Annotated in this window: 20 protein-coding genes and 1 CRISPR repeat array (1 of these 21 cut by a window edge); of the genes, 11 read left to right on the top strand and 9 right to left on the bottom strand. The window is 62.9% G+C overall.

Annotated features, from left to right (window positions below; translation table 11 throughout):
• Positions 1–1763: a CRISPR direct-repeat array (repeat unit 37 nt; unit sequence GTTGCGGATTGCTGGCAGGGCCGGGTTGGTTAGACTC) (it extends 3621 nt beyond the left edge of the window).
• A gap of 48 nt (positions 1764–1811) precedes the next feature.
• The 7 genes from cas2 to ACQS5P_RS02695 all read right to left on the bottom strand — a co-directional run bounded on the left by cas2 (position 1812) and on the right by ACQS5P_RS02695 (position 9878).
• Positions 1812–2141: a CRISPR-associated endonuclease Cas2 gene (gene cas2, locus ACQS5P_RS02725; RefSeq protein ID WP_428939368.1), complete on the bottom strand. Its 330-nt coding sequence runs from the start codon at positions 2139–2141 to the stop codon at positions 1812–1814.
• A gap of 44 nt (positions 2142–2185) precedes the next feature.
• Entirely contained in the window at positions 2186–3124 is a 939-nt protein-coding gene (gene cas1, locus ACQS5P_RS02720) for a type II CRISPR-associated endonuclease Cas1 (RefSeq protein WP_428939367.1), read from the bottom strand.
• A gap of 6 nt (positions 3125–3130) precedes the next feature.
• Positions 3131–6457 carry a type II CRISPR RNA-guided endonuclease Cas9 gene (cas9, locus tag ACQS5P_RS02715; protein ID WP_428939366.1) on the bottom strand — a complete coding sequence of 1109 codons (3327 nt, stop codon included), beginning with the start codon at positions 6455–6457 and terminating at the stop codon, positions 3131–3133.
• A 237-nt stretch (positions 6458–6694) separates the two neighbouring features.
• Positions 6695–7621, bottom strand: coding sequence for an aldo/keto reductase (locus ACQS5P_RS02710; RefSeq protein ID WP_428939365.1), 927 nt, complete (start codon positions 7619–7621; stop codon positions 6695–6697).
• 455 nt (positions 7622–8076) lie between these two features.
• Positions 8077–8916, bottom strand: coding sequence for a DUF3800 domain-containing protein (locus tag ACQS5P_RS02705; RefSeq protein WP_428939364.1), 840 nt, complete (start codon positions 8914–8916; stop codon positions 8077–8079).
• 68 nt (positions 8917–8984) lie between these two features.
• The gene (locus tag ACQS5P_RS02700) at positions 8985–9302 is read right to left on the bottom strand and encodes a hypothetical protein (RefSeq protein ID WP_428939363.1); all 318 of its coding nucleotides are present in this window, start codon (positions 9300–9302) and stop codon (positions 8985–8987) included.
• Between the two features lie 66 nt (positions 9303–9368).
• The gene (locus ACQS5P_RS02695; RefSeq protein WP_428939362.1) at positions 9369–9878 is read right to left on the bottom strand and encodes a hypothetical protein; all 510 of its coding nucleotides are present in this window, start codon (positions 9876–9878) and stop codon (positions 9369–9371) included.
• 388 nt (positions 9879–10266) lie between these two features.
• Between ACQS5P_RS02695 and ACQS5P_RS02690 the strand changes: the two genes are divergently transcribed.
• The 6 genes from ACQS5P_RS02690 to ACQS5P_RS02665 all read left to right on the top strand — a co-directional run bounded on the left by ACQS5P_RS02690 (position 10267) and on the right by ACQS5P_RS02665 (position 17224).
• On the top strand, positions 10267–12315 hold the full coding sequence (locus ACQS5P_RS02690; protein WP_428939361.1) for a DUF7453 family protein: 2049 nt from the start codon (positions 10267–10269) through the stop codon (positions 12313–12315).
• Positions 12316–12418: 103 nt separating this feature from the next.
• Positions 12419–13909, top strand: a complete 1491-nt coding sequence (locus ACQS5P_RS02685) for a hypothetical protein (protein ID WP_428939360.1) — start codon at positions 12419–12421, stop codon at positions 13907–13909.
• Between the two features lie 9 nt (positions 13910–13918).
• The gene (locus ACQS5P_RS02680) at positions 13919–15280 is read left to right on the top strand and encodes an AGE family epimerase/isomerase (RefSeq protein WP_428939359.1); all 1362 of its coding nucleotides are present in this window, start codon (positions 13919–13921) and stop codon (positions 15278–15280) included.
• A 201-nt stretch (positions 15281–15481) separates the two neighbouring features.
• On the top strand, positions 15482–15859 hold the full coding sequence (locus ACQS5P_RS02675; protein WP_428939358.1) for a co-chaperone GroES: 378 nt from the start codon (positions 15482–15484) through the stop codon (positions 15857–15859).
• Between the two features lie 77 nt (positions 15860–15936).
• Complete coding sequence (locus ACQS5P_RS02670) at positions 15937–16392, top strand: hypothetical protein (RefSeq protein WP_428939357.1); 456 nt, start codon at positions 15937–15939, stop codon at positions 16390–16392.
• Between the two features lie 154 nt (positions 16393–16546).
• A complete protein-coding gene (locus tag ACQS5P_RS02665; protein ID WP_428939356.1) occupies positions 16547–17224 on the top strand; it encodes a uracil-DNA glycosylase in 678 nt (225 codons plus the stop codon).
• A 3-nt stretch (positions 17225–17227) separates the two neighbouring features.
• Here the strand turns inward: ACQS5P_RS02665 and ACQS5P_RS02660 are convergent, their stop codons facing one another.
• Together ACQS5P_RS02660 and ACQS5P_RS02655 are read right to left on the bottom strand one after the other, a co-directional pair.
• Positions 17228–17683: a response regulator transcription factor gene (locus tag ACQS5P_RS02660; protein ID WP_428939355.1), complete on the bottom strand. Its 456-nt coding sequence runs from the start codon at positions 17681–17683 to the stop codon at positions 17228–17230.
• Positions 17684–17753: 70 nt separating this feature from the next.
• The gene (locus ACQS5P_RS02655; RefSeq protein WP_428939354.1) at positions 17754–18737 is read right to left on the bottom strand and encodes a transposase; all 984 of its coding nucleotides are present in this window, start codon (positions 18735–18737) and stop codon (positions 17754–17756) included.
• Positions 18738–18918: 181 nt separating this feature from the next.
• Between ACQS5P_RS02655 and ACQS5P_RS02650 the strand changes: the two genes are divergently transcribed.
• From ACQS5P_RS02650 to ACQS5P_RS02630, 5 genes are all read left to right on the top strand, one after another.
• Complete coding sequence (locus ACQS5P_RS02650; protein ID WP_428939353.1) at positions 18919–19140, top strand: DUF2905 domain-containing protein; 222 nt, start codon at positions 18919–18921, stop codon at positions 19138–19140.
• Between the two features lie 20 nt (positions 19141–19160).
• The gene (locus ACQS5P_RS02645; RefSeq protein WP_428939352.1) at positions 19161–20630 is read left to right on the top strand and encodes a LutB/LldF family L-lactate oxidation iron-sulfur protein; all 1470 of its coding nucleotides are present in this window, start codon (positions 19161–19163) and stop codon (positions 20628–20630) included.
• 10 nt (positions 20631–20640) lie between these two features.
• A complete protein-coding gene (locus ACQS5P_RS02640; RefSeq protein WP_428939351.1) occupies positions 20641–22392 on the top strand; it encodes an ArnT family glycosyltransferase in 1752 nt (583 codons plus the stop codon).
• A gap of 34 nt (positions 22393–22426) precedes the next feature.
• Positions 22427–23086, top strand: coding sequence for a LutC/YkgG family protein (locus ACQS5P_RS02635; RefSeq protein ID WP_428939350.1), 660 nt, complete (start codon positions 22427–22429; stop codon positions 23084–23086).
• Positions 23087–23346: 260 nt separating this feature from the next.
• Positions 23347–23928, top strand: coding sequence for a hypothetical protein (locus ACQS5P_RS02630; protein ID WP_428939349.1), 582 nt, complete (start codon positions 23347–23349; stop codon positions 23926–23928).
• Positions 23929–23988: the final 60 nt, after the last annotated feature.

Below are 23988 nucleotides of genomic sequence, written 5' to 3'. Positions count from 1 at the left end.
GGGCCGGGTTGGTTAGACTCCGCCACGCCGCAAACGTTGATTCAGGACATGTTGCGGATTGCTGGCAGGGCCGGGTTGGTTAGACTCACCACACGAATGGAAACTTTTGCCGGATTTGTTGCGGATTGCTGGCAGGGCCGGGTTGGTTAGACTCGCAACGTAAAAATCATGCCACCCAAGCCCAGTTGCGGATTGCTGGCAGGGCCGGGTTGGTTAGACTCATGAATACTCGCATTGAAAAGGGGAAGCTCGTTGCGGATTGCTGGCAGGGCCGGGTTGGTTAGACTCGCCTCCCCGCAGGACAGCAGATGGCGCATGGTTGCGGATTGCTGGCAGGGCCGGGTTGGTTAGACTCTCGCCTGCTGCACTTTGGTGTGGATGATCGGTTGCGGATTGCTGGCAGGGCCGGGTTGGTTAGACTCCTCCGGCAGCGCCGAGGCGCTGAGCTCGATGTTGCGGATTGCTGGCAGGGCCGGGTTGGTTAGACTCTGAGGCGCCCATGTCGATCTCGGCGCGCTTGTTGCGGATTGCTGGCAGGGCCGGGTTGGTTAGACTCTGGCCGTCGTAGGCCAGCGCCTTCGTGCCGTTGCGGATTGCTGGCAGGGCCGGGTTGGTTAGACTCGCCCGCCGCGGTGACCATGCCGCCGACGTTGTTGCGGATTGCTGGCAGGGCCGGGTTGGTTAGACTCTTGGGCCTGGGTCGCAGCGCGCTGGCCACGGTTGCGGATTGCTGGCAGGGCCGGGTTGGTTAGACTCCAGATCGATCGTTTCCTGCGCCCGCGCGCCGTTGCGGATTGCTGGCAGGGCCGGGTTGGTTAGACTCGAGATGTTGAGCAACAGGTCAAACTCATACGTTGCGGATTGCTGGCAGGGCCGGGTTGGTTAGACTCCCGGACGGCGACAGACGAATCCGAGCCGTTGTTGCGGATTGCTGGCAGGGCCGGGTTGGTTAGACTCTGGATTCATGACTGCGGCCCTGATTTCATGGTTGCGGATTGCTGGCAGGGCCGGGTTGGTTAGACTCAGCGTCACATCGCATGAGCCGACGCGATCGGTTGCGGATTGCTGGCAGGGCCGGGTTGGTTAGACTCACTGGGCAGGTGAGGCTTTGGCCGGGCGTGGGTTGCGGATTGCTGGCAGGGCCGGGTTGGTTAGACTCCAGATCGATCGTTTCCTGCGCCCGCGCGCCGTTGCGGATTGCTGGCAGGGCCGGGTTGGTTAGACTCGAGATGTTGAGCAACAGGTCAAACTCATACGTTGCGGATTGCTGGCAGGGCCGGGTTGGTTAGACTCCCGGACGGCGACAGACGAATCCGAGCCGTTGTTGCGGATTGCTGGCAGGGCCGGGTTGGTTAGACTCTGGATTCATGACTGCGGCCCTGATTTCATGGTTGCGGATTGCTGGCAGGGCCGGGTTGGTTAGACTCAGCGTCACATCGCATGAGCCGACGCGATCGGTTGCGGATTGCTGGCAGGGCCGGGTTGGTTAGACTCACTGGGCAGGTGAGGCTTTGGCCGGGCGTGGGTTGCGGATTGCTGGCAGGGCCGGGTTGGTTAGACTCCTGTTGCACGCGAATTGACCGCTGTTGCTCGTTGCGGATTGCTGGCAGGGCCGGGTTGGTTAGACTCGGCACGCTGGCGGATCATCAACCCGCCATGGTTGCGGATTGCTGGCAGGGCCGGGTTGGTTAGACTCGGCAGGACGACGGCCAAGCTCATCGAGCTGGTTGCGGATTGCTGGCAGGGCCGGGTTGGTTAGACTCTTCCCGTCCTGAAATGCCGGTCAATCCGCCGGTTGTGCGGAAAGGAGGCTAGAAAAACTCGAGTTGCTGAGGCGTTTTCGGCGGCAGCTTCCGCGCTTTTCCCCAGTAAATCCGCTGGCGGGCAAACTGCTTGTCGGTGATGCACAGCAACCTCACTTCGCCATCGTCGGGAACGCGCGCCTCAACGCGGCGGGTGTGAACCTCCAGGTGCGCCTCGCTGGCGCACACCCGCGCGTAGACCGAGTATTGCAACTGAAGGAACCCATCCTTCAAAAGAAACTTGCGAAACTGCGCATAGGCACGGCGCGCGGCCTTGGTATCCACAGGCAGATCGAACAGGACGAACAGCCACATGATCCGGTAGCCACTGAGCCCCACCCGGATGATTGTTCAATCCACACCCGTAGACGCCAATCTCGATTTCAGCCAGCGATGTCGGCTTCGCCCGGCGTGGGTTCCGGTTGGGAAGCCGGTAGCGGATATTCCGGAAGTTGCAGGCGCCGGGCCTGTCCCTCGTAGCATCGCAACAGCGAAGTCGCGACGCGATGAAGCTGGACCATCAGCGGTCCCCGCTGCTGGGCGACGGCGACTGGCTGGCCCAAAAGCCCCAGCAGCTTCTGCTTGGATTCCCGATCGACAAACCCGCTGGCCTGCTGGCGCATCAGCTCCAGCACGGCGCGATCAACCATCGGGCGCAGGACCTCAACCATATCGTCCGCCAGGGCGAAAGCGTTGTTGCGGTGCACGTGCTGGAGCGAGAAGGCCGGATGCAAGCCGGCGGCGACCAGCGCCCGTGCGACGGCGGCGCGCATGACCATGTAGCCGTAATTCAGCAGGTTGTTGGGGGGCAGCCCGTCGGGGTCGCGTCTGAAGTGCTCTCCCATCAGCGCTGGCCAGTAGAACCGCGCCGCCTGTCCCTCGATGTTCGAGCGGTCGCCGCTTTTCACTTCGTCGGCCATGGCGAGCAACCTGCGGCGGGCGGGATGGTCAGCCGCGAGATTGCCGGCCTGGAGACGCACCTTTTGGCGGACGATCTGCTTCCAGAGGCGTTTTCGCAGGGGCAGCGGCGCCGCCGCCTGCAGGCGCATCCGCCGGGCGGTCAGCTCGTTGTTCTGCATGGGCAGAAGCATGCCCGCCGGCAGATGATTGGCGCCGCAGAAGACGACAACAGCGCCGCGTTCGATCAGGCGAAGGAAGACCGCGTGCGTGAACGTGGTGGCGACGTGATCGACCATCAGCACGCCGACATCTTCGCAGGGCACGCGTCCGATCTCCTGGCGCTGGCGCAAGAGGACAAGCTGGTCGTTCTCGACCGACAGATACGTCGGGCCGCTGGAGATGTCGATGGTGCGCTTGATCATCGGAACTCAGTCATTGGCCCAGCGGATCCGGCCCAGAGGATCGACAGTGACTTTGCGGGCATTGAGCAGTGAAAGCCCAGTGTTGAACTTCAATCGCTGATCCGATTTTCGAGCATCGGTAGCGAGATAGAAGGTCGCCTTTTTTTCAGTGGAGACGCTCGTGCTCATCACAAGCTGCAAAGGGTGCTCGTACCCTTTCCACTTCGCCAAGACCAGTTCACCCTTGGTCAGAGACATGACGAACCGCGCGTCGGGGCGGTTGGGGTGAGTCCGCTGGATAATCGGTTCGCCGGACCTGGCTCGGCGTTTGGCCTCGAGCATGGAGACGAACACGGCGTCGCGGACGCGTTTGGGTTTGCCTTTCTTGTCCGGCTCGTCCCACTCGAAGATGCAGAGGTGATGTGTTGAGCCGGGCTTGACCCAAGCCTCATCCGGTCGCCCCTCGCGCAGCGGGCGGATGGTGTCGTCCTTTTTGACGATGCGTACGCGACGGATGGGCACGCCCGATGGCATTTTCAATCCCGCCATGGCCTGTTGCATCTTTTTGGGCGGCACCTTCTCGGCGCCGCGACCGGGCTTGATGCCATGGGCGGCCAGTTGCCCGATGACCAGCTCGCGAATCGCCTTGTCACGGATGAACTGGATCTCGTTCATGGTCAGTGACTCGACCGGCTTGCGCTTGACGAACTGGCCTTCGACTCGCTGGCCACCTTTGGGCGAGTAGACGGGGCCGTAGAATGAGTCTTCGTGCAGCGCCCCGCGCAGCCCACGGCGGACGCGGTGGGAGACATTCACCGCGCGCAGCTTGTCGAGCACCATCTGTCGGAATTCTTCGCGGTCCATGCCCCACGGCGGCGGGATGTCCTTTGTGAAACGCTGGTACTCGACGACCTCGCCGGTTTGTTTGTCGGTGTGGTTGACGGTTTCCTTGCCCTGGTGCATGGCGGCCAGCGTCTTGCGGTTGGTCAGGGCGATGACGATCGCATCCAGCGCATGATGCCGATGGTCGGCGCGGTTCTTCTCACCGGGGGAGAGGTTGGATTTCTCCTGCCAGGCCGGGCTGTCGGGCAGCGACTCAAGCAGGTTATCCAGCCCCCAGTGATGGCGAAGGTCGGCCGTGTACGTGCCTTTGCGTCCCTGCACGTCGTGCTTGTTCTGGACGAGCATTTCCAGATACGTCACCGCCAGGCGGGCGATGTAACCGGTGTCATTGAGCTGGCGCTCGAGGAAATCTTCGCTCCTGATTTCCTGCTGCGCGAGCTTTCGGCGCTTGGCAAAGGGCAGGCATTCAGCCCACTGCTGGATCTGGCGCAACCGCTGCGGATCGCGCCCCGCCAGCCATTCGTACGGCGATCGCTGGTTCTTTTCGCGGTTGGCATCGCGGAAACAGACAACCTTGTTCATCTGGCTGTCGTCCAGCGTGAGCGAATAGGGCAGGATGTGATCGATGTCTGTTTCCCCGTTGTAGAGCTGCTCAAAGCTGATGGGTCGTCCGGTGTAGATGCACTTTTCCTGCTGCTCCTGCCACAGCCGATACTTGAGTATCGCGTCACGTGTCGGGACGATTTTGTTCTGGCGCAGGATGCCGGCGATGCGCTCGCGTTCTTCCGCTCGCTCGTGGATCGCCTTGTTATACTCCCTGCGTTTTTCGCTGCTCATCTTCAGGGAGCGGGCCATCTCGATGTGGACGGCGTCGGGCCGGCCGTATTCGCGCACAATCGCATTGACGACGCGTCGCAGCTCGTGCATGGCGGCGCTGACGACGGGGTTGGGCAGGTCGGCCAGCGGCCCGGTGCGGATCATTTGCAGTGACGGGAGCTTGTCGAACAGGCGGCGCTGTAGTTCATCGCGGCGCAAATACCCGGCCGCGCGCATCGCCGATTCGTCGGCATGGGTCTTGCCCATCAGGATCAGGCCGCGCTCCAGGTGTGGCAGGAGTTTATCAATCGCCTTCAAGGACAGGCTCACATACCCGTCGGGCAGATCAACGGAGAGCAGTGCGTCGGAAACCTGTTCAGAGAGGCGGAACTCCGCCAGCAGCTTCTCCCGCGCGGTTGCCGAGTCTCGCTGTGCATCGATGAGCACTCGCACGATCCGATCCCTGGTTTGCTCATCCAGCTTGTGCCAGTCCTTCCATTCCCTGGCGAGGCGGGCGTCCGTGATGTGGCCTTTGATGCTGCTGCGCTCGCCTCGCTCCAGGTTGAATTTTGTGCCATCGGGCAGCTCCAGCAGCTTGCGGATCGCATCGAACTCGATCTTTTCCTTCTTTCCGAGCGCATCGAGGAGGGCGGCGCGCTGCTGATCGTCGAGTCGTTTCTCGTCGAAGACGCCGGGGGGCGTGTATCGAAGATTGTTGATTTCCTGAAGGATACGGAACCGCTGGGCATGCCGGTCGGCTTTCGGGCAGCGACGATGGCCTTTCTCAAGCTCGCACATGCCGATCATCTCTCGCGGCCAGTAGATGGGACGTTGGAAGAAGATCAGTCCGTGCAGGCCGAATTGCTCCAGGGGCGTTTTGGAGTGATCGCGCGGGATCGGCTCGCGCGTGCGCTGGGCATCTTGGCGGCCGACGGTGCCAAAGCAGGCCGCGTCGGTCAGCAGGTTCGGGTGGTACTGCTTCTGGTGTTCCCAAATGCGCAGGAATTCATCCTCGATCATTAACCGCCGCGTGTGCTGGTTGCGGATGCGCAGCGGAATCGGCGAACCGTTGGTGGTGCGGGCGGCGGACGTCTGCTGCTCGTACAGTGCCTGGCCGAGGGTGCGATCGCCGATGCGCCTGGCCAGCAGCTCGATCTGCGCGAGCATCTTGGATTCGTCTTCCTTTTTGATCGCGCCTTCGCCGTCGGCGGCCACGGCGGACTCGCGATCCGCGGCGCGTTTCTTCTCGATCGACTTCAGTTCCTTCTCGATTTTGGCCTTGGAGACTTTCTTGAGCGAAAGGAAACCGCGGCGCTGGTTGAGGTGATAGATGACCCGTCCGATCTCGAACGGCTGGAGCCTTTCGGCGACGGCCCGGGCGCGCAGTGGATAGGGGTCCAGTGCCAGTATCTGCCGGCGTTCGACGTCGTCGGCGGGCAGCAACCTGGCTTCGACCAGCGCCGCTTCGACGATCCTCCGCCTGCGCGCCCGTCGCCGGATCTGCCGACGCATCATTCGAGCCATCCGGCGTTGTTCGCTGCGGCTGTTTTCCTTTCCGGTGTCAAAGGCATCCACCCCTTCAGGAAAGACACGCACGCCACAGTCGATCAGTCGTCCGGTTCCATCGGCGTTGTCTTCGATCAAGGCCCAGCCAATGGAGTTAGGTCCCAGATCCAATCCCAGGGTCTTTGCCATGTTCCTCCCTTAAAAAGTGCTTGCATGAAGCGGGAAGTGAATATTATCATGAACAGGTCTAACCAACCCGGTCCTGCGGCTTTTCGTAACAAGAAGAAGAGTTCGCAGGCAATGCTCTACGGAGCAACCGAATGCCGTCGCTCATTGGGCGAAGGCATTCTTTTTTTTGCGCGGCGAGCGGCGGCAGCATCAGCGCCATGAGACAAGCAAAGTCTGCCTGGACGTGCGCGGGCGGCCTCACGCCGAGACGGCGCGGATTTTTTCCAGTTCGGAGGGGTCCAGGGTTCGCTGGCCGGCGGCGGCGTTGAGCCTGGCCTGCTCGGGGGATTTGGCGCCGGGGATGGCCAGGCTGACCGCCGGGTGCGCGATGACGAACTGAAGCGCCGCCTGCGCCAGGTTTCGTCCGGGTCGTTCCAGGAAGCGTAGTTTCTCGACAACCTGGAGCTGCTGAAGGAAGCGTTCGCGTTGTTCGCCGGCGTTCCACTTTTCGCGCACCGAATCGGTGAAGCGGGTATCGGGGGTGAATTTGCCAGCCAGGACACCCTTGGCCAGCGGCCCGCGGACGATCACGCCGATGTCGTGCTGCTGGCAGTACGGAAGCAGGTCTTTTTCTGCGGCGCGGTTGAGGATGCTGTATTCAAGCTGCACGGTGGCACATCGGCCATTGCGGTTGAACAGTTCGACGGCGGTCAGGGAGTTGGAGGAGATGCCGTAGGCGCGGATTTTCCCGCTGCGCATCAGGTCCTCGAATGCTTCGATGAAGACGGTGTAATCGGGCGCGCTGCCCAGGTGACACTGATACAGATCGATATAGTCGGTGCCCAGGCGATACAGGCTGGCATCGCAGCAGAGCGTCACGTGCAGCGGCGAGGTGAAAGGCAACGGATGCTGCTGCCGGCGGCCGTAGTTGCCCACCTTGGTGGCGATGATGACCTTGTCGCGAACGCCTTTGAGCGCGGCGGCGATGAGCTGTTCGGACAGCCCCGGCGGCTCGCCGTAGGCGTCGGCGGTATCGAAGAAGTTGACGCCGGCATCGTAGGCGGCGCGAATGGTGTCCAGGGCGGTTTGTCGATCCACCGGGCCCCATTGCCCGCCAATGCCCCAGGCGCCGAATCCGATGGCTGAGACGGTCCAACCGGTTTTGCCGAGCGATCTGGTGATCATGGTTGATGTCGCGCGTTGCAGACGATCGCGCCTCGCTTATAAGCCTTGATTGTCTTGATCCGACGCTTCAGTTGCTGTTCAGCAAGCGCCGGATCGGTCAGATTCTTTGGCGGTACAAGTGCTTCGGAACAGGTTGCCGTTTTGCACCGGTTAGAGCAACTGCATGCCGCCGTCACCCAATATCTTTCGCATCGCAACAGAGGCACCTTCCAAGTCGCGCGCAGTTCCGGGCTTTAGAACGCGTAGGTTTGGACGGAACCAAGCCGTGCTCGCGCGAAGACGTCGGAACCGCCTCGGGGTGGTTGTGCTTGGGCCAGCCGTAGGTCGTCTCGTGGTTCGATGCGGGTTTCACGCTTTGCGCCCTATCACTTTTTGAACTTCCATCGTATGATGAAGAACAAGCCAGTGGATGAAACTCGGCTCCAAGCCGTGTGATCGCCGCTTCGGCGGCGATCCTATATCCCTGGCTGTTTTTGTATCTTCTCCGCCGTCAGCGGGTTCTCGCTGGAGTAGTAGACGCCGTAGCGGTTGCTGCGCCGGTCGTCCACGTCCTGAATCACTCCGACCTTCGACCACAGGAACTTCAGATACCGATCTTCCGCTTTCGTGTAAAGACGCTGGAGCGCCCACAGCAGGTAGTCTGTTGCCTGAAGGCAGTAGCTGTCCTTCGACGGCAACGCCGAGACCTCGATGGGTGCGGCGGTCGTGATGTTCCACTGGCGTCGGAAATTCTCGCGGGCCTGCTCCAGCGCGGTTTTGAGGGCCCCGGTGCGGTCCTTGCTGCCCCGCCGGGAGAAACAGACCTGATAGCAGCCGTCCCTGTGCAGGAGGTTCTTGAAGAGTCGACGCACCATCTCGTCGTAAAGCCGGTTCGGATGGTATCGATATGCCACGCTCTGCCTGTTCCTGTTCCGGACATCGACAGCGACGCCGCGCTTGTCGCGGACGACACCGAAGAACCGGATGTCCTCGGCGGCCAGCAGTCGAAAAACCCGCTCGCGTATTTCCGGAATATCGTCCTTGGCATGGAAGAGCACAGCAGTCTTGCGCTGCTCGGGCCTGAGCGACGGAACTCCCTCGTAGAACGGGTCGGCAAGAACCTGTTTGTGCAGCGAGCCGAAGCGGTCGTTCAAGCCAATGGGATCAGCGACCGACAGTACGCCGAGCATGAAGTGGCTTGAACATCCGGCAGTGCCGGCGATGACGCGTCCCCGGGCATCGAAGAGAGTCGCATCACCCGCTTCATCGACGAAGTAGTGTTTGGTCGAGATCGAGGTCGAATCAGCGTCGCTCATTCTGCTCCTGCGTCGAACGGCGGGTCGATGTAGATGAGGTCGATTGTGCCCTTGAGCTCCTTCAGCAGTCAGACCATGACCAGCTTGTTGTCGGGGATCCCAATCCCACAATACCGGGATTGGGGATCCTTGCCCAGGATCAGGCGGTTGCTGAAGCCGTCGCGGCGGGTGGTCTTGCGGTCGAACATCTCGAGCTGCCCGGCGCCAGCAGCCTCGCTGCCCGGCTGGTCGATCGTTTCAATCTTCTGAAACGGCATGGCACGCCCCGCCACATCCACCGCGCGGCAGTTGCCGTACTCGTCGTGATTGCCTTCGGGGAGCAGCTCGGTATTCATCGTCCAGAGCAGGGTGGGGATGTGTGGGCCGTAGCATGAGTTGCTTCTCATACGGGCTTTCCCATTGATGCGCGCCATCCTTATCGCACAGGTCGCCGATCAATCAAGCGACCGGCCTCAGTCCTTCGGCGGTTCTTCGCCCGGGGGGATTTCCGGCTCGGGCTCGGGTTCAACCAGGTCCTGGGCCAGTCGCGTGAGGAAGAACTGAAGTTCCTGTTCGGCGACGGAAGGAGGCAGGGGGTCGCGCAGGTCGTACTGGTGGGAATGATCCTCGGCCGAATCGTCGCCACGTTTTTCGCCTTCGGTGATGATGTGATGTTCGAAGGTGACGGCATCCTCGTGGCTTTGCATGATGACCAGCTCTCCCCATCGCCAGGACAAATGCACGCGTATGGAGAGCTGGTTTCCCCAGCTTGAGACGCGGTGAACAATGCGGTTGGCCGAGAGGAGTTTGACCAGCGTCTCGACGGCGGGCAGGACAGCCTGCTTCAGGAATTCGTCGTAGTTGCGGTTGTACTCGTGCTGCTTGCGGAGGGCCTCGCGTTCGGCGGAGAGCTTTTCCGGGGGCACGTCGGCGTAGGGAATGACCCGCGTCAGCCACCACTTGGCGAAGGTCTTGTCGAACATGTCATGCAAGGGTAAGTCCGGCGGGGGCCAGGGGCAAGCCGGATCGGGCGTAGATGGGCAGCGGGGGCTAAGCGAGACTAATCGATCTTAATATTTGGTCGTAGCCGGGGATGGAACAAAGTCCGACGGTTGCAGGTTATCGAAATGGAGAGTTTGTGGTCCGGACGAACCAGCGCCCGCAACGGTGCGGAGATTTTTCGCTGCGATCCGGGGTGGTGGTTGGGGTATTATTTATAGATAGATTCGGGGACGCAAGAAGAAGGACGTGCGGTGTGGCGGAGCGCGCCCCGGCTGCGGCGGACGGACGAAACCCAGCCCTCATTTATGCAGCGGGGGGCTTTGGTGATTGCGCCAGCAGGAACAAGTGGATCAGGAGTCGGGAGAGGAAATGAAGTTGCATCGCGTCGCCACTGCTGTGGCATTGTGGGCCGCAGTGCTGGTTGCAGATGCGGAGTTGTGCGCGCAGACCCTGGGCGCCAGTTATTCGACGATCTTCACCAGCGGTGCTGCGGCGCCACAGACGACGGCGCAGTTCTACAGCTTCTTCGATCCGGACCTGTCGCTTCTTCAGACCGACACCAGCCCCCAGCAGGATTTCCAGCTCCAGTCGTCTCCGATTCTGAACAACGCCGGTCAACTGGCATTCATGGCGGCGTTGACGGGTTCTGGGGTGCCGGACAATCTGAACGATACGGGGATGTGGTCGGGTCGGCCAGGCGCCGGCTTCTCGCTTGTTTTTCGCGAGGGGGCGGCGGCGCCGGTCAGCAGTCCCAGTGCCACTTATGGAAATCCTCACGTGACGTTGCCGGTGCAGGCGGAGGGGGCCGGCGCGTGGGTGGCGTTCCACGTGCCGCTGCGAAGCACGATCACGGGAGACGAGCTGAACCTGGCGTTGGCGAGCAGCGCGGGCACGAGCACGACGGTCACGAAGATCGCGCGAAAGGGAGATACGACACCCGACGGTGCGACCTACAACACGGTAGCGCAGCCATTCATGAGCCGCGCCGGGAAAGTGGCATTCACGGGAAGCACCAACAGCTACGCCGGCGGATTGTGGGCGGGCACGCCAGATAACTTGATCCTGGTAGCGCGCACCGGCGCGACGGCGCCCGGGGCGGGCACGGCCAGCTACCAGGCGATCGGGGTGCCAACGGTCAACGCCACGGGCCAGGTCGCGTACTGGGCGCGCTTGAGCGACAACTCGCGCGGAGTCTGGGGCGGATCGCCCAACGCGGCTTCTCTGCTGGTTCGCAGTGGCGATACGGCGCCGGGGATGGATCCGGGCAGCACATTCATTGACTTCCGCGACCCGGTGATGAACGACGCCGGACAGATCGCGATTGTGGGGTTCACGGGCCCCAGCGGCAACACCGGTATCTGGGTGGCGCAGGGCGGGACGCTGACGCTGGTGGCGCGCAGCGGAGTAACGGCGCCGCCCGCGCCGGGCACCAACGCCAACTTCACAGGTTTTGGCGATGCGCGGATCGGCGGCGGGGGTCACGTTGCGTTCCGCGGACATCTGGGCGCGGATCAGGGAATCTGGTCTGGTCAGCCCGGGGATCTACAACTGCGCGCCATGACCGGACAGGCGGCGCCCGGGACCTCCAGCGGGGTGAACTTCGGATTTTTCGGCGAGCCGATCGTGAACGCCGCAGGTCAGGTCGCATTCTTCACGCAATTGACAGGCAGCGGAGTTGTCAGCAGCAATCGAGACGCGCTGTACGCGGTGGATCCTTACGGGCAGGTGGTGAAAGTATTGCGAACCGGGGACGCATTCACCGTTGCACCCGGAGATGTGCGGACACTGAGCGGTTTCACTTTCGCCGGCGCATCGGGCGGGCAGGATGGGCGGCAGGTGGGGTTCAACGATTACGGACAGCTTGCCTTTCGGGCCAAGTTCAGCGGTGGCAGCAGCGGCGTGTTCATCGCGCGCGTCGGCGGCCCGGCGCGGCTCACTGCCGCACAGCCGGTGTATCTTCCCGCCGAGGCGGATCGCTTCGGGCAATCCACGCCGCTGCTGATTCCTCAACCAAGCCCGGGAGTCTATGCACCGCTGGTGATTCATCCGACGAGCAACATCGGCTACGTGCGATTCACCGGTCTGGATCCGGCGCAGCTCGACGTGTACGTGCTGCTGAAGGTCGAGGGCACGACGCAGGGAATCCAGGCGGTGAAGGATGAGCTGACGGCGGCGGGGGGAACGTTCGGCTACAGCGTCAGCGAAACCACCGCCGGGGGGTTCAACCTCATGCTGGTCTACGCCAGCGCCAACGACGGGCAGGAGAAGACGTTTTACTGGAACCTGATGAACATCGAAGGTGCGACACTGTCTCGGATTGCGGTTACGCCCGAGCCGAGCATGGCGGCGGCGGGAGCGATGGCGGCGGGCATCTTCATGTGCCGGCGAAGGCGCCGCCGCGGCTCTGCTCGGATATAATGGCCCCGCAGGTCGCCGCATTTCCAGTGCAGTTCTGTTTCGCAGACGGACTTTCACGGTCTGTCGGCAGCCACAACACCTCGCTCGGGAAAGGAGCCAGTTCATGCGCCCAAGCTCGCCTGTCTTTATTGCCGCACTGTTCTCGTCGCTGTTGTCGATGGGGTTGCCGATGCCCGCCCTGGCAAAAAGCGGGACTGAGGAACTGCTCACGCCGTGTCTGGAGATCGCCGCCGACGGAAGCGCAGTCTACCCCACGACGACGCTGCCGCCTTCCAGACATCTGCATGTCGTCTTCCAGCTCAAGCCCGACGCCAAGGCCAGGACACTTACGTCCCGGTGGATCGCGCTGGATGCGGGGCAGCAGGTTGTGGCGGAAAACGAGCTGGATCTGAAGGGCCAGCGCAGCGGCTGGCTGAGGCTGGTGCTCGAGCGGCCGGCGGCGCAAGGCAAGTATCGTCTTGACACGCTGCTGGACGGAAAGAAGTGGCAATCGGTGGAGTTCAGCGTGGCGGCGCCCAGCGAGCAGGGAAAGGCCGACAAACCGATGGATCTGACGCCGCTGGTCGAAGGAACGACGATGACCTACGACATGATGATGCGCGTGGGCAAGGGAACCAAGGCTCAAGTGCCTGGGATGCAGTTCGATGGCGAAGGCGTGGCGCGCGGAAAGCTGGTCACGACCGTTGGCAAGACCGACGCCGCCGGCACGAGCTACACGCTGAAGGTCAACGACCAGGAGGTTGCGCAGGTGTGGGTACGGGCAGACGAGAAAGGCGTGTATGTCGTGCGAAGAAACAGTCCGGACAACCAGCAGCCGCAGGACCTGAACCCGCCGCAGATGCTCCAGCCGCTGCCGCCGAAGCTGGAGAATGGCACGGAGTGGACCGCGCCCGGCCAGGAGGGCGGGGAACTCAAGCTCCAGCTTTTCGGCCCGGTGGCGGTTCAGGGTCCCGACGGGCCGGCCAATGGGTACGTGATCTTCAGCTCGCAGGAAGTCACCGAGGGTAGCCCTGGTGTGCCCGCCACGCGCGGCAAGGAAACGATCGAGCGACACTACCTGCCGAAGATCGGGCTGGTTAAAGAAGTACGCGTCGCAACCATCGGCGGGAAGCTTGCGACCAGGCAGGAAGTCGTGCTGGCGAGCAATCTGCCGTACATGCTGGTGGTCAATCCGAAGATGAAGGGTCGGCTGGGACGCGTGCAGTTCAGCTATCCGCCCAACACGAACAACTCCAACGCGCGAGTCGCCGTCTTCAGGAGCGGCGGCGAGGGCGAGAACGACAAGCCGGTGAACAGCGGATACGGCGAGGCAGGATTCGACCTGATGCCGGGCCGCTACGAAGCCGCGGTGAACAACAAGCGAGTGCCGATCGAGGTCAAGTCGGGTCATGACACGATTCCGCGCTGCGGCGTCCTGCGCGTGCACGCCACCAGCGAAACCCGCTTTCGCGTCCTCGACGCCGACGGCAAGACGGAGCTGCACTCTGGCTACGGCGAACAGGATGTGGCGTTGCCGATGGGCAGCTATGTCCTGGAAATCGCCGGCGCCACCGAAAAGATCACAATCGCTGATGGGCAGGTGGTCGAATTCTAGAGACTATCGATGGGCAAGTTGATCCAGACGGTGGCCGTGATAGCGGCGGCGCTTTCCGTCGCGCGGTGGTGTCAGGGACAGGAGGCATCGCCGCCGACCGCGGCGCGGCCGTCCATGAAGCAGGACTACCTTGATCTGGCGACGCGGACGGAGCAGGTCCTTCGACTGCACGTGCTGGACGTGTGGTTCCCTCGCTGTGTCGATACGCAGCACGGCGGGTTCCACGCCAATTTCGCTCGCGATTGGAAACCCGTCTCCGATACCCAGGACGGCAAGTTCTCCGTCTTCCAGGCCCGGATGACATGGATCGCATCCGAGGTGGCGATTCGCCGGCCAGAAGTGCGAGATCGGTTTCTCCCGATCGCGCGGCACGGCGTGGCGTACCTGCGCGACGTTTTGTGGGACCAGCAGCACGGCGGATTCTTCTGGGGTCTGAGCGACGACGGGCGCATTTCAGCGAAGTACACCGATGGCAAACATCTTTATGGAAACGCATTCTGCCTGTACGCGATGGCGGCGGCGCATCGCGCCACAGGCGATCCGGACGCGCTGGAACTGGCCCGGCGCGCGTTCCGCTGGATCGACGAGCATGCTCACGACCCGACCCACCGGGGATATCACGAATGGCTGACGCGCTCCGGCCAGATCGTTCGCCAGGAAGATGCCGATGCCAGCCTGCCGCGACAGGTTCCCGTGGCAGGCTTTCCCGTCGGCCACAAGTCGATGAACACGCACATCCACCTGCTGGAGGCGTTCACGCAGCTCTATCAGGTATGGAAGGATCCGGTGCTTGGCGCGCGGCTGCAAGAGCTGATCGCGATCGTGCGAGATCGCATCTGCGTCGAGCAGGGCGCCTTGCACCTGTATTTCACCGAAGACTGGAGACCAACATCGGATCGGGACTCATACGGCCATGATGTGGAAACGGCGTTTCTGCTGCTGGAGGCCGAGCACGCGCTGGGAGAGAGAGCTGATTCCGGCAAAACGCGGCAAGTGGCCAAGAGGCTGGTCGATCATGCGCTGGCGGTCGGGTGGGACCGCACGCACGGCGGGTTCTACCGCGAAGGCCCGATGCTCGGCCAGGCCGACGACCTGGCCAAAGACTGGTGGGTGCAGTTCGAAGGGCTCAATGCCCTGCTGCTCATGCACGAGCTCCACGGCCAGCAGACCGGCGCCTACTTCGACGCATTCCTCAAGCAGTGGCGATTCATCCACGAGCACATGATCGACCACGAGCACGGCGGCGTGTACGAATCCGTCGCCGCCGACGGCACAGTGATCAAGCCCGTCAAAGCCCAAATCTGGAAGGCGGCGTATCACGATGGACGGGCGCTGCTGAACGTCAGCGACCGCCTGCGGGCCATCGACTGACAGTCGCCAGGGCCTTTCCCGCGGCTACGCGTTTGTGCATGTCACGGATGTGGTGTGATATCAATGGATGTAATCCAGCCCCAGCTCCCGCACGGGCTGGCAGCTTTGCCTGACCTGCCCAACCTCTTGAATTCTCCACATCCGAACCAGTCGGCTTCAGCCTCTGCACACCGCGCGTTGAACAGCGTAGAATGAAGCACTATGGCCACACGACCAACACAACGAGTGGATTACGACATCATCGAGCCGATTGGCAAGCGGGTGGTGATCCGCAAGGATGACAACAAAAGGGAAACCAAGGGCGGGATCGTGCTTCCGGATTCGCACGAGATCCCCGTGATCACCGGACGAGTCATCGCCATCAGCAAGGCGATCGAAAACGACGACGACCACACGATTCGCACATACGACAAGGTGCTGTTCGACCCGCGCGAGGCCATCCCCGTCGAGCTTGAACACGACAACCGCTTGTTCGTGGTCCACATCGACCGCGTGCTGGCGATCTTCCGGCGATCGGAGAAGCCTCGCACCTCCGCACCGGGTGCGGCCGAGACACAGGCCAACGACGACGCCGGTTGATCCAGCGGCTGTTGCCCAAAACAGTGGATTCGGCCAGCGCGAACGAACGGACAGCCCAGGGGAGTCATCTGGCAGCAATGAATTACCCGAACAATCAGGAGTCACAGCCATCCACCGGGCAGTCGGCGCACGGTGATACCACAACGACGCGGCGGACGGTCGGGCTGGTGGGGCACTGCGCGCCGGACGCGGCGTACCTGCGCCTGGCGGTGATGAAGGCAGTCAAAAACGCCCCTGATGTGCAAGTGGTGGCAGTAGACGATCAGGCGGAACTGGAGAAGCTGCTGGCTCAGGGAGTGGACCTTCTGCTGATCAATCGCCAGCTCGAATACGGCTTCGAGTCGGACCAGGGCGTGGAGTTGATCCGACGGCTTCGGACACGGTATCCGGGTCTGAAGATGATGCTGGTGAGCAACTACCGCGATGCGCAGGAGGAGGCGTCGCTGGCGGGGGCGCTGCCCGGTTTCGGCAAGCGCGAGATCGGCTCGCCACGGGTCACGCAACTGCTTCGGGCCGCCCTGGGGTGTGATTAGCAAACCGGGAAGTGGCATAAACCGCTGACTTCGCGGCAACGGAGTCGTGCTGCCTGGATGTTCAGGTTCTGCGGCTCGGCGCTTGCTGAGGGTTGTCCCGGATCGAATCGGGCCGGTTGAACCGCGCAGAACAGCAACCATAGTGGGTCCTTGGGTGCGGTCCATCGAGTTGCTCAATCGACAGATCATCGCCTGTGAGCGATGCGACAGGCTGCGGGGGTATTGCGCGCAAGTGGCCGCCGGCAGGCGGCGGGCGTACGCGGGCTGGAGCTACTGGGGCCGGCCGGTGCCGGGCTTCGGAGATGTCAACGGACGGCTGTGGATCATCGGGCTGGCGCCGGCGGCGCACGGGGCCAATCGCACCGGCCGAATGTTCACCGGCGATCGCAGCGGAGACTTTCTGTTCGCGGCGTTGCACCGCGCCGGCTACGCCAATCAGCCGACCAGCGTATCACGCGAGGATGGCCTGAAGCTTTCCGACTGCTACATCAGCGCTGCGGTGCGCTGCGCTCCGCCGGATAACAAACCCACGCGACTTGAAGCCGCCAACTGCGCACCGTATCTGGACCGCGAGTGGGAGCTTCTGAAACACAAGCGCGTGATTCTGGCGCTTGGCCGATTCGCGTGGGATGCCGCACTTGCGCTTGTGGCTCGTCAGGGCATTCGGATCTCAGGCAAGCCCGCATTCTCGCACGGCTCGGTGCTCAGGCTCCGTGAGGGTCTGTCACTGCTCGGGTCGTATCACGTCTCACAGCAGAACACGTTCACCGGCCGACTGACGCGGCGAATGTTCGATGCGGTCCTGGCGCGCTGTCGGGAGCTGGCGCAATGAACCTCAGGTGAGGCTGTCCTGTGTGTCGGCCGGCGCGTCCAGGTCGGGCAACTGCCCGCTCAATTGCAGCTCCAGCACCTGAAGCAACTGCTCCAGATCAACGGGCTTGAGGAACAGCGGGGGCAGCTCGCGCATCGGCAGGCCGTGAATCTTCTGCTGAATCTGGTCCAGGGGCATTCCACTGAGCAAAATGACCGGCAGCCCCCGGCGATGCTGCTGGAGATAGCTGAGCACATCGAACCCATCCACGCCGGGCATCTGCAAATCGAGCAGGACCAGATCGACCTCACGATTCTTGAGATGTTCGATGGCGGACTTGCCGTCGCCGGCCTCGTCAACGGCATAACCCTGTCGGCGTAGATAGTGGCCCAGAGCCATGCGCTCCACCGGCGAATCGTCGCACAGCAACAGCAGCGGCACGGATCGGCCAGGCATGCGAATGGCGTCGGCCTCTTCCATGCCGCCATTATCGTGAGTCGCCCACGGCAGCGGCAACGGGAAAAATCACCAAAAAGGGGTCGGGAGTGGCTCAGTCTCGACCCTCATAATTGGCGTAGATCATGATGTCGTGCGTCAGGGTCCGCAAGAGCATCTCCTGCCGGCGACGGCGGCGTTGCACGGAACGCAGGGCATCGCCAAAGTTCCGCTTCATCATGCTGTTGACCGTCTCGCTCTGCGCTCGCTGGCCGTAGGTTCGCCGGTCCGCCTTGCGGGCAAACCGCTGCTTCATCAGCCGGCGATATCGACCGCCGGGCGGCTTGCTCGACGGCCGCCCGATGCCCGTGGGAATCACCGAGCGCACACCCATGTCCAGGCGGGCGCTGCGGTGGTTGGCCTCTGAGTCGTATCCAGCGTCGGCGACGACGACGTTCACATTGGCCCGCCGCCACGCATGGTACAACAGCGGCGCGAAGTCCGGCGCATCGGACCCGCAGCCGATATGAACCCGCGCCGCCAGGATGAGGTGACAGGCCGAGGCCACCGCCAGGGCCAGCTTTGGCATCTGCCGGACCCGGCGCGAGCGTGAGCGATTGACCTCGTCTGCATCGGTTTTTTCGGTGTATTTGCCGCCATCGCGCAGGAGCATCTTGCGGCAGACGCGGTCGTAATGGCGTGAGCGGTGACGCGCCTCGTAGCAGGTGCTGTCGAGGGTCAGCGGCTTGCTCGAGTCGAGCTTACGCAGCAGTTTGGCCTTGGCGGCAAGCTGGGCCAGCAGGTCGAGCATGCGGTTGACGCGCCGGGTCTTGAGAAGCGTGCCGAAGGCCCGCCAGAGGGTGTTGTGATCCGGGGCGCGGGACATGCCGAGGTCGGCCAGCCACTGCGGCGAGTCGCGCAGCAGTTGCTCGGCCCTGCGATAGCTGAGCTTGAGCTGCTCGCGCAGAACGAGGCAGGCGAAGAGTTGCGGGAGCGTGAAGTCGTGGCGGCTGCAGTCGCAGGAGTAGGCCGGCCAGACGCGGAGGGCCAGTTCATGGGCCTGCCGCAGGACCTTCCATGGTGATCGAGATGTTTCCATCCCGCAGCTTGTACCCACTGCATCGGCGTGGCGCTACCGAACATGCGCCGAACTTGGAGAGGGTCGAGACTGAGCCGGTCGGGAGTCTTTTCCGCGGCCCGGCACGTCAACAACTGTTGACCGCTCCGACCCCGGGCTCCAGCCATCCGCGCGCCGGGGCCGGGCGTATAGAATTGACGGCATGACTGATGTGGGACGAACACTGATCCTGATCGGCCTGGTGATGGTGATCATCGGGGCGGTCGTGATGCTGCTTGGCCGCAGCGGATTCCGCGGCCTGCCGGGAGACATCGCCTACGAAGGCGAGCATGTCCGCATCTACTTCCCGATCGTCACAAGCCTGGTGCTGTCGCTGGTACTGACCCTTGGCCTGTGGCTGTGGCGATGGTTGAGCGGGCGGTAGGTTCTCATACAATCGGCGGCATGAGTCAGCTCGCGCAGCAGCGGTCGATCGATCCGGCCACGGCGGATTTCCTTCAGCAGGCACACCAGTCGCCTTTCGATTTTCATGAGATCTCCGTCAGGGCGGCGGGGGATGAGAAGCTGCACCGGGCGCTGCTCAATTCGGTCGTGCGGCAGTACACGGCCAGGCAGCTTTGCATGCAGGACCTGCCCGATGCCGAGGCGCTGCGCACGCTGGCGGGGCAGATCAAGCAGCACACGCTGGATCATCTGGATTACTACCTGGAGCAGCTCAAGGCCAACGTCCAGCGCAACGGCGGGCAGGTGCACTTTGCGCGCGACGGCGCCCAGGCCAGGCAGATCATCCTTCAGATCGCCCGGGCCGCCGGGTGCTCGCGATGCATCAAGAGCAAGTCGATGGTCAGCGAGGAGATCGATCTGGCGCAGGCGCTGGAGGCTGAGGGGATGGATGTCGTGGAGACGGACCTGGGCGAGTTCATCGTGCAGATCAGCCACGACCGGCCCAGCCATATCGTGGCCCCGATCGTTCACAAGGACAAGGCGTCGATCGCCAGGCTGTTCAGCGAATACTTCCACACGCCCTACAACGAGGATCCCCAGACGCTGACGAAACAGGCCAGACAGTATCTTCGCGAGAAGTTCCGCCGGGCTGATTTCGGGATGACCGGCGGGAACTTCCTGATCGCGGAAACCGGGCAGGTGTGCGTGGTGGAAAACGAGGGCAACGCCAGGCAGAGCACGACCACGCCGCGGGTGCTGGTGAGTCTGGTGGGCATCGAGAAGCTGATTCCGCGGCAGGTGGATCTGGCGGTGATGCTGAAGCTGCTGGCGCGCAGCGCCACCGGTCAGCCGATGACGGTGTATACGAGCCTTTTCGGCGGCCCGCGGCGTCCGGGGGAAAAGGACGGACCGGAGCAGTTTCATCTGGTGCTGATCGACAACGGTCGAAGCGAGATTCTGCGCAGCGAATATCGCGAGACGCTGCGATGCATTCGATGCGGGGCGTGTCTGAATGCCTGCCCGATCTATCGCACGATCGGCGGGCATGCGTACGGCAGCGTCTATCCCGGGCCGATCGGGGCGCTGATCACGCCGCTGTTCCGGGGGCTGGGCAGTTTCAAGGATCTTCCGCAGGCGTCGAGCCTGTGCGGGGCGTGCTACGAAGTGTGCCCGGTGAAGATCAACATCCCGCGGCACCTGATCAATCTGCGGCGGGACATCGTCGCGCAGCGGCTGAATTCGGCGATCGAGCGGGGGATCTATCGGCTGTGGGCGTGGGCGGTCAGGTCGCCGCTGCTGTATGCGTGGATCGGCCGGGTGCAGAAATGGGATCTTCGTCGTCGGGCGCGAAGGACGGGGTGGGTCCAGAGCATGCCTTTTGCCGCGGCTGGCTGGACGCAGGTGCGTTCCATGCCCGCCCCGGCGAAGAAGACGTTTCATCAGTTGTGGCAAAAGCGACGGAAAGGATGAAGGCTGAGCGATGACGTCTGAATCCGGCTCGCGCTCGCTTCGTCTGAGAGCACTGGTCCTTCATCGTTCATCGTTCATCCTTGCATTGATCCTGATCACGTCGTTCGTGATGAAGCTGCCCAACCTGGGGCATCGGGCGATCAAGCCGCTGGACGAGGTTTTTCATGCGATCGTCGCGGCGAATCTGCTGAAGCATCCGCTGAAGCCGACGCTCAATGACCGGCAGTACCTCCAGATCGATTACCACCTCTGGCAGAACACCCACATCTGGCTGCACAAGCCGCCGATGGCGATGTGGCAGATCGCTGCTTCGTACGCGCTTCTGGGCGTGAACACGCTGGCGTTGCGGCTACCGTCGGCGATCCTGGCGACGCTGGCGGTGTGGCTGACATACCTGATCGGCAAAGAACTGATCGACCAGACGGCGGGATTGATCGCGGCGGCGCTTCAGGCGTTCAACGCGCCGATCGCGATGCTCGTGCACGGCAACGTCTTCAGCGACCATATCGATATCGCGCTGCTGTTCTGGGTCGAAGTGGCGATCTGGCTGCTGATTCGAGCGGTGCGCAGCGGACGGCAGCGGGATTGGGTCTTGTGCGGAATCGCGCAGGGATTGGCGTTTCTTTCCAAGACGTATCCGGCACTGATCGTGACGGTGGTGGCGATCGTTGCGCTGGTGCTGAACCGCCGGCGAGTTCCCGGCCGGCGGATGGTCAACCTGCTGCTGGGCACGATCGCGGTGGTTGCGCCGTGGACGCTGTGGTGCCTGTTCAACTGGAAGGATCAGTTCCTCTATGAGAATCTTCACGCGCTGCGTCACCTGAGCAGCGATGTCGAAGGCTGGGCCGCGCCGTGGGATCGGCTCGTTTTCGACTTCTGGATTCGGATCTTTCACGTTTACTATCCGGCGGTGCTGGTGGCGGGGATCGTGGTGATGATCCGTGCGTGGCGGCTGGGGGACTGGCGGCTGGGGGTGCTGGCGGCGTGGGGGATCGGCGTGCTGGTGCCGCACCTGCTGGCGACTTCCAAGACGATGACCGCGACGCTGATCGGCTGGCCGGCGATGTGGATCATGCTGGGGTATCTGATTTCGCAGGCGATTGGCGGATGCGGAATGTCCGCCGGCGCCTGGGCGGCGGCGATGGTGTTGCCGCTGGTGTTCCTGAGCGCCGACGATATCCCGATGCAGGGTTGGGGGTATCCTGAGTCGGGCGGGTTCGGCGCGATCATGCTCGAGCATGTGTGGGTGGTATGGATGGTGCTGGCATCGCTGGTGGCTGGCGTGATCGTGGCGATGCTGCGCCGCCGATGGATCGGCCAGATGCTGTGCATTGTCGCGGCCGGGGCGATGCTGGTGCTGGCGGTGCGGTGGTGGGACGATGGCCGGCCGCGCGGGTATGCGTATCTCGCGTGGCGCGTGAAGGAGGTCGGCAAGGACCGGCCAAGCTTTGTTGCGATCGGCCGCTTCGCGAGGACGCTTCCGCCCAACGCCGCGTTCATGGTGGATGAGCAGACCAAGCTGGAGAACAAGCTGATTCAGTTTGTCGCCGACCGCACGTGCTATCCGCTGCCGGAAATGCGCTGGCAGGAGATGGGCAGCGCGATCATCGAGGGCGGGGGGCTGCCGTATCTGATTACCGACAAGGCCGTGGATCTGCCGGTTGTTTTCGTGGATGACCAGGAGGGGCGGAAGGTGTACGCATGCACGCCCGCGGCCAGAAGCGCCGCAGAGCATGGCGGCGGAGTGCTGCTGCCGCAGTGAACTCAAAACAGTCTGGCGTTACAGTATGCTCACGATGCACAACGATTCGATGTCCGAAGTGATTCGCGCGGTGCGGCTGGCGCTGGGACGCACCTCGCCGCTGACCGCGCCGCCCACTCCGCCGCAGATTGACGAGACCATCACGCGTCTGGTCCACACCGACATCGGCCTGCCAGAGCTGTTCGCCAGGACCGCGCAGGCGAACAAGATGGGTGTGGAGACAGTATCTCCGGAAGAACTGGCGCCAAAGCTCATCGCTTTTTTGCAGGCCAGGAACGTGAAGACGATCGCGCTGGCCGGATCGAAGCTGCTCAGGGACCTGTGTTTGCCGCAGTCGCTGCGCCAGGCAGGGCTGGAGGCGCCAAGCTGCGATCAACTGACGCTTGACGAGCTGTACGACATCGACTGCGGGATCACGGATGTGTGGGCCGCCGTGGCCGAAGTCGGGGCGCTGGTTGTCCGAGGCTCGCCTGAGCATACACGGGCGCTTTCGCTTGTGCCGCCGATCCATGTGGCCGTGGTCGAGCCCAAAAACCTCATGCCCGATCTGGTGGATCTGTTCCAGCGGCTGCCCAAGACTCCCAACGAGAAGCTCGTCCTGATCACCGGCCCGAGCAAGACCGCCGACATCGAGATGAACCTGGTCACCGGCGTACACGGGCCGGGCGTCGTGCAGGTGTTCCTGCTTCAGTAAGATTGCTGGTCAAAGGGGCAGGAGCCACAGGGCCGCGCCACTGCGGAGAGTCGGCAGAGCTTACCTATCTGAACACGTGCATCCTCGAGTTCGGCTCATGGGCAGCAATCTTGCCCTCCTGAGAGCCAGGCAACCGTGATAGACTGGCGATGCCAGCCAGTCGTCTGAAGCAGATGCCGTGTCGAGGTGGCGTCGGGTACAGCAGCAGCCAAACGTGCCCCGGCATCGCATCGCGCTTCGACCAAGTGGGAGAAATCGCTATGCCACGCGTCGCTACATGCGTCGTTCTGCTCTGCGTTCTTGCGCTCGCTTCTTCGGCCTTCTCGCAGATCATCTACGAGCCGGTGCAGTACCAGTACTCGGCCAACGGAACGCTGTACTACTACGGCGGGAGCAATCCGTACGTGCACAAGGTGGCCCGCGAGCCGATCAGCCCCGGCGGAACCTGGGGCCGGATCAATGGACATGCATTCGTCGGCGCCAACCGGGTCGTGGATAATGAGCCGCCGCGAGTGTTCACTGACGGCTGGGGCTACGGGCTGCGCAACGCCCACAACGTCGGCTTCACGCCCGCCGATGCGTATAACGACGCGCAGGCGAGCCTGCCTCGTTACTTCGTGAAGCGCGACCTGCTCAACGCCGCGGTACGCAAAGACGGAGCATGGGTCGTCCCGGCACAGGCCAAACCCGTGCTCGTCTACAAGAGCAATGGCGAGCTGATCGAGCCGCGTCCGGCGACGCTGCCCCGCCCGCTGCTGATCATCCCCAAGGATGCGCTGAAGAATCCGCCGGACAGGCCCGATCCAAAGCCGTCCGATAAGCAGATGGCCCGGGCGGGCTGATTGCAAACGGATCGATTGTGTGCCGCCGGCGCGACGATAACATGGTGAACCGAGCCGAGG

Origin of the sequence: Fontivita pretiosa (genome assembly GCF_050410795.1) — a bacterium.
In the GTDB taxonomy this organism is placed as follows: domain Bacteria; phylum Planctomycetota; class Phycisphaerae; order Tepidisphaerales; family Tepidisphaeraceae; genus Fontivita; species Fontivita pretiosa.
The sequence above is the reverse complement of the archived record's forward strand: the minus strand, read 5'-3'. Positions and strand labels throughout refer to the sequence as shown.